Origin of the sequence: Acinetobacter sp. Ver3, assembly GCF_000632455.1 — a bacterium.
Lineage (GTDB): Bacteria > Pseudomonadota > Gammaproteobacteria > Pseudomonadales > Moraxellaceae > Acinetobacter.
In genome coordinates this window covers 1-3575 of sequence record NZ_JFYL01000122.1, presented here as the reverse complement: position 1 = coordinate 3575, position 3575 = coordinate 1, and the positions used below count along the sequence as shown (strand labels likewise).

The following is a 3575-nucleotide window of genomic DNA, read 5'->3' as shown; positions in this document are numbered from 1 at the left end:
CATACAGCCCTGCACTTAAAAATGCACTCGACTATTTAGGTAAAGAGTGGAATGGAAAACCTGCTGCTTATGTCAGTTATGGCGGTAGTAATGGCTCTCGCTCTATCGATCAAATCCGTCAAGTTGCTACGCAATTAGGTTTAGTCGACTCAAATGCCGTGGTTGAGATTCGCGATATTTTTGCACGCAATCGCAATGAAACATTCGAAGGCAATGAATTCGATGACAAAGCGCTTAAATCTGCGTTTGATAAAATTGTGCAATATGTAAGTGCATAAGATCCGATTTAGCTGTACACAATAGAAAATCTTTTGAATATTGATGTACGCTGTGGCTTATATCGCTTCTATACGTACAAGGTAAATTTACATATAGTTAAACCATACAGAGATAGGATATTTCTTAAAGTAAAAATATGAAATGCAGGAAGCTATAGATTTGACAGGAGTTGAATCTCAGCAATATACGAAAAAGCCTCAACAGGATGTTGGGGCTTTTTCGTATATTGCTGAGTATTCTCTTAGTCTTTTAAAGCTGTACAGGGAACATCAAATATCCTAGGAGATTCCTTTGAAACTATTTCTTTCCATTTTAATTGTTTTTTGCTTAACCATTCATAAAACTCTGAATAGACCTCGCCTTGTAGATTAACAGCATTTTTATACTTTTCAGAAAGTAAAAATTTCCCCATTACACATAAAGAGTTAACTTGTTTAATTTCAATATCATTTTCAAAGCTATTATCTTTACCAGAATTTTGTAGAATCATTTTAAAAAACATTGTTTTAGAAATTGTTGCATCGTAATACTATTTGTTAAATTTGATGGCTGTTGCTGTAATACTTTTGCATAAACAGGGCAGCCTAAACCTTGAAGTGCGACACAACTATCCTTATTAAATTGGATATAGGAGTGTCACTTTGTCATATACCCATCTGAGTTTTCAAGAACGAACAGCATTAATGCTTGAACATAAAAAGCAAACTTTTCACCCCGAAAATTTGTTAAACAAATTAATAGACATCATTGTACGATTTCTCGTGAACTTAATCTCAATTCGACAACTGAATCTTACTGCGCTGAATCCGCTTCACAGTCTGCATTGGCTAGACGAAGACGTGGTCACAGAAAACTTAAGTTGAATGCTTCTTTATTATGGAAATTCATTGTTGAAGAAATCCTTTGTTTGTGGTCACCAGAACAAATTTCTAAACGAATAAAACAATTTTTGAGTTCAGAACCAGCTATGAATATCAGCCATACAACAATTTATTCAACTATTCGAGCCTTGCCCAAAGGTGAATTAAAAAAAGAATTATTATCGTGCTTAAGACGTGAAAATAAAAAACGTAAAGCCAATGGAGAGTCCAAAAAAGATTCGATATTACAAGAGATAAAAACTATACATGAGCGTCCTGCCGAGGTTCAGGAAAGAAAAAGACCAGGCCACTGGGAAGCAGATTTGATCAAAGGAAAAGACAATAAAAGTGCTATAGCTAGTCTGATTGAACGAAATACACGCCTTTGTTTATTAGCTGTGTTGTCTGATGCCAAAGCAGAATCAATTCGCTTAGCATTAACAGAATCACTGAAATATCTACCACCGGAGTTACGTCAGACATTGACTTATGATCGTGGGCGCGAAATGGCGGAATATCAGATTTTGGAACAGGATTTAGGGATAGAAGTGTATTTCTGTGATCCTCATTCGCCATGGCAAAGAGGTACTTGTGAGAATATGAATGGCTTGATTAGACAATATCTACAGAAAGGGACTGACCTAAGCCAAGCAGATCAGCATTATTTAAATCAAGTTGCCATGTCACTGAATACTCGCCCTAGAAAAGCGTTAGATTGGCTTACACCATTAGAGAAATTTGCTCAGCTTGTTGATTATCATAAGGCTTTTGAAACTGTCGCACCTCATGTTTGAATTCGCCCTATTTAAATCAACCAAGCTTCCAACCGATTAACGCAGCAGATACAGATTCAACACACTCAAATGATAAATTATCCAATATTGATTCAGGAGTCACTCAAGCTGATCAAAACGAGCAATCTGAACCTGATGAATATCACCAAGCTCAACCCAAGCTAAATGAGCTTAATAATATTTTCAAACATCAGCAAACAAACTCTGCTCAAGCAACTCAACCAGTGACTTCAAGTAAAAATCCCTTTGAATCAACTTTTAATCAAGCGCAACCTTTAAGTAACAAAACTCCCCAAGTTCCACCTAAAGCAGAACCAGTAAAAAAGACCACAACTGAAGCATTACCGAAAACCATAAAAAAGCCTGAGTCTAAGCCTACGACAGCCAATGCAAATAAAATTGCTGAAAGTAAAGCTGACACTGATGAAAATATTGATATTCCTGTAGCCAGTGTAGAAATTTCAGTCACACGAACTGCTAAAGAACCTGCACCGTGATTTTTTTATCATTGTCAGTTTTGTGATATTGATCATCGCGCTGACTTTATTGATGTCTTATGAGATAAGACAAAAAGTAATAGATTTTGCACAAAGCTTATTACCACAAGGTAAAAAAAAGCTTTTAAACGCACGTAAATTTGCACATGAAATGAATCATGCTGCATCAGCAGACCAAATTCAAACGCATTGGCACTTACAGCAATGGTGGATACTCATTGCTGGTTTTTTCTTACTTAGCAGTATTATGCTTTTTGCTTTTACAAAACCCGTTGATCCTACAAAAATAGAAGCGAACTATTTAAAGAAAGCTGATCCTCAAATTTATAACTTATTAAATGGGGAAATTCTTTCCCCTCCACCAGAGGTTGAAGAAAGTCTCGTCGATGCAGCAATCGTTGAAGCTATACGTCTTGAGCAACAATATCAAGCTCAAACTGGCGGTTCTGTTTCATCTACAACTACTCCTAATGTAGAAAATTCAGAGTTTTCTCATGGTCATCTCGATACTTCAATGGTAAATCGTAAGTGGGACAAGATGCATCCACGCTATAAACAACGATTACTTATGGTCTTCAAAATTATGAAGGAACAACATGGCTATGAATTAGTATTACTAGAGGGTTATCGTAGTCCTGCACGACAAAATAGCCTATCTCGGAATAAAGCAACCACTTTAGCGACTGCATACCGTAGCTATCACCAATTTGGTTTGGCAGCTGATGTCGCATTCAAGCGAGATGGTAAAGTCGTTATTTCTGAACGTGATCCTTGGGCTATGCGTGGCTATCAGTTATATGGTCAAGTTGCTGAGTCTGTCGGTTTAGTTTGGGGAGGACGTTGGACAAAAATTCATGACTACGGTCATACAGAATATCGAATGCCTGGCTTGGTTCGTAGCAAGGAAACTCATGATCGTTTCATGCGAGAAGCTGAACAAGGTAATTTAATGGCAAGCAATATAGAACAGTAATAATCCGTTGATTCTCTTTTCAAAATGCCTGTTAACGATACAGGCATTTTTGTATTTATTGATATATTTTGCGCTTGTAATTAACTATGTGAAGACATCGATTTAGAAGTTAATTTTCCCGTACCCATGCATTTCCCTTAATTTTATTTGTTTATTTTTTTCTTTTCACATA

5 protein-coding genes are annotated in these 3575 nt (G+C 36.5%); 4 read left to right on the top strand and 1 reads right to left on the bottom strand.

Annotated features, from left to right (window positions below):
* A partial coding sequence (locus CL42_RS15665) for an NADPH-dependent FMN reductase (RefSeq protein ID WP_035270767.1) occupies positions 1–278 on the top strand: 278 nt, incomplete at its 5' end.
* Between the two features lie 242 nt (positions 279–520).
* Here the strand turns inward: CL42_RS15665 and CL42_RS17140 are convergent.
* Positions 521–769 carry a hypothetical protein gene (locus CL42_RS17140; protein ID WP_155757012.1) on the bottom strand — a complete coding sequence of 83 codons (249 nt, stop codon included), beginning with the start codon at positions 767–769 and terminating at the stop codon, positions 521–523.
* A 243-nt stretch (positions 770–1012) separates the two neighbouring features.
* On the opposite strand from CL42_RS17140, the gene CL42_RS15655 reads away from it, so the two are divergent.
* From CL42_RS15655 to CL42_RS15645, 3 genes are read left to right on the top strand one after another with little or no spacing between them, the layout of a single operon-like run.
* Positions 1013–1933, top strand: coding sequence for an IS30 family transposase (locus tag CL42_RS15655; RefSeq protein ID WP_155757011.1), 921 nt, complete (start codon positions 1013–1015; stop codon positions 1931–1933).
* Entirely contained in the window at positions 1930–2430 is a 501-nt protein-coding gene (locus CL42_RS15650) for a hypothetical protein (RefSeq protein WP_035270766.1), read from the top strand. Before CL42_RS15655 ends, CL42_RS15650 begins: the two co-directional genes overlap by 4 nt.
* A 52-nt stretch (positions 2431–2482) precedes the next feature.
* The gene (locus CL42_RS15645; protein ID WP_051586653.1) at positions 2483–3403 is read left to right on the top strand and encodes a M15 family metallopeptidase; all 921 of its coding nucleotides are present in this window, start codon (positions 2483–2485) and stop codon (positions 3401–3403) included.
* Positions 3404–3575 lie beyond the last annotated feature (172 nt).

Bases quoted from the DNA above. Each gene is read 5' to 3' on its own strand.
- CL42_RS17140 (WP_155757012.1), bottom strand. From the start codon at position 769: ATGATTCTACAAAATTCTGGTAAAGATAATAGCTTTGAAAATGATATT.
- CL42_RS15645 (WP_051586653.1), top strand. From the start codon at position 2,483: ATGTCTTATGAGATAAGACAAAAAGTAATAGATTTTGCACAAAGCTTA.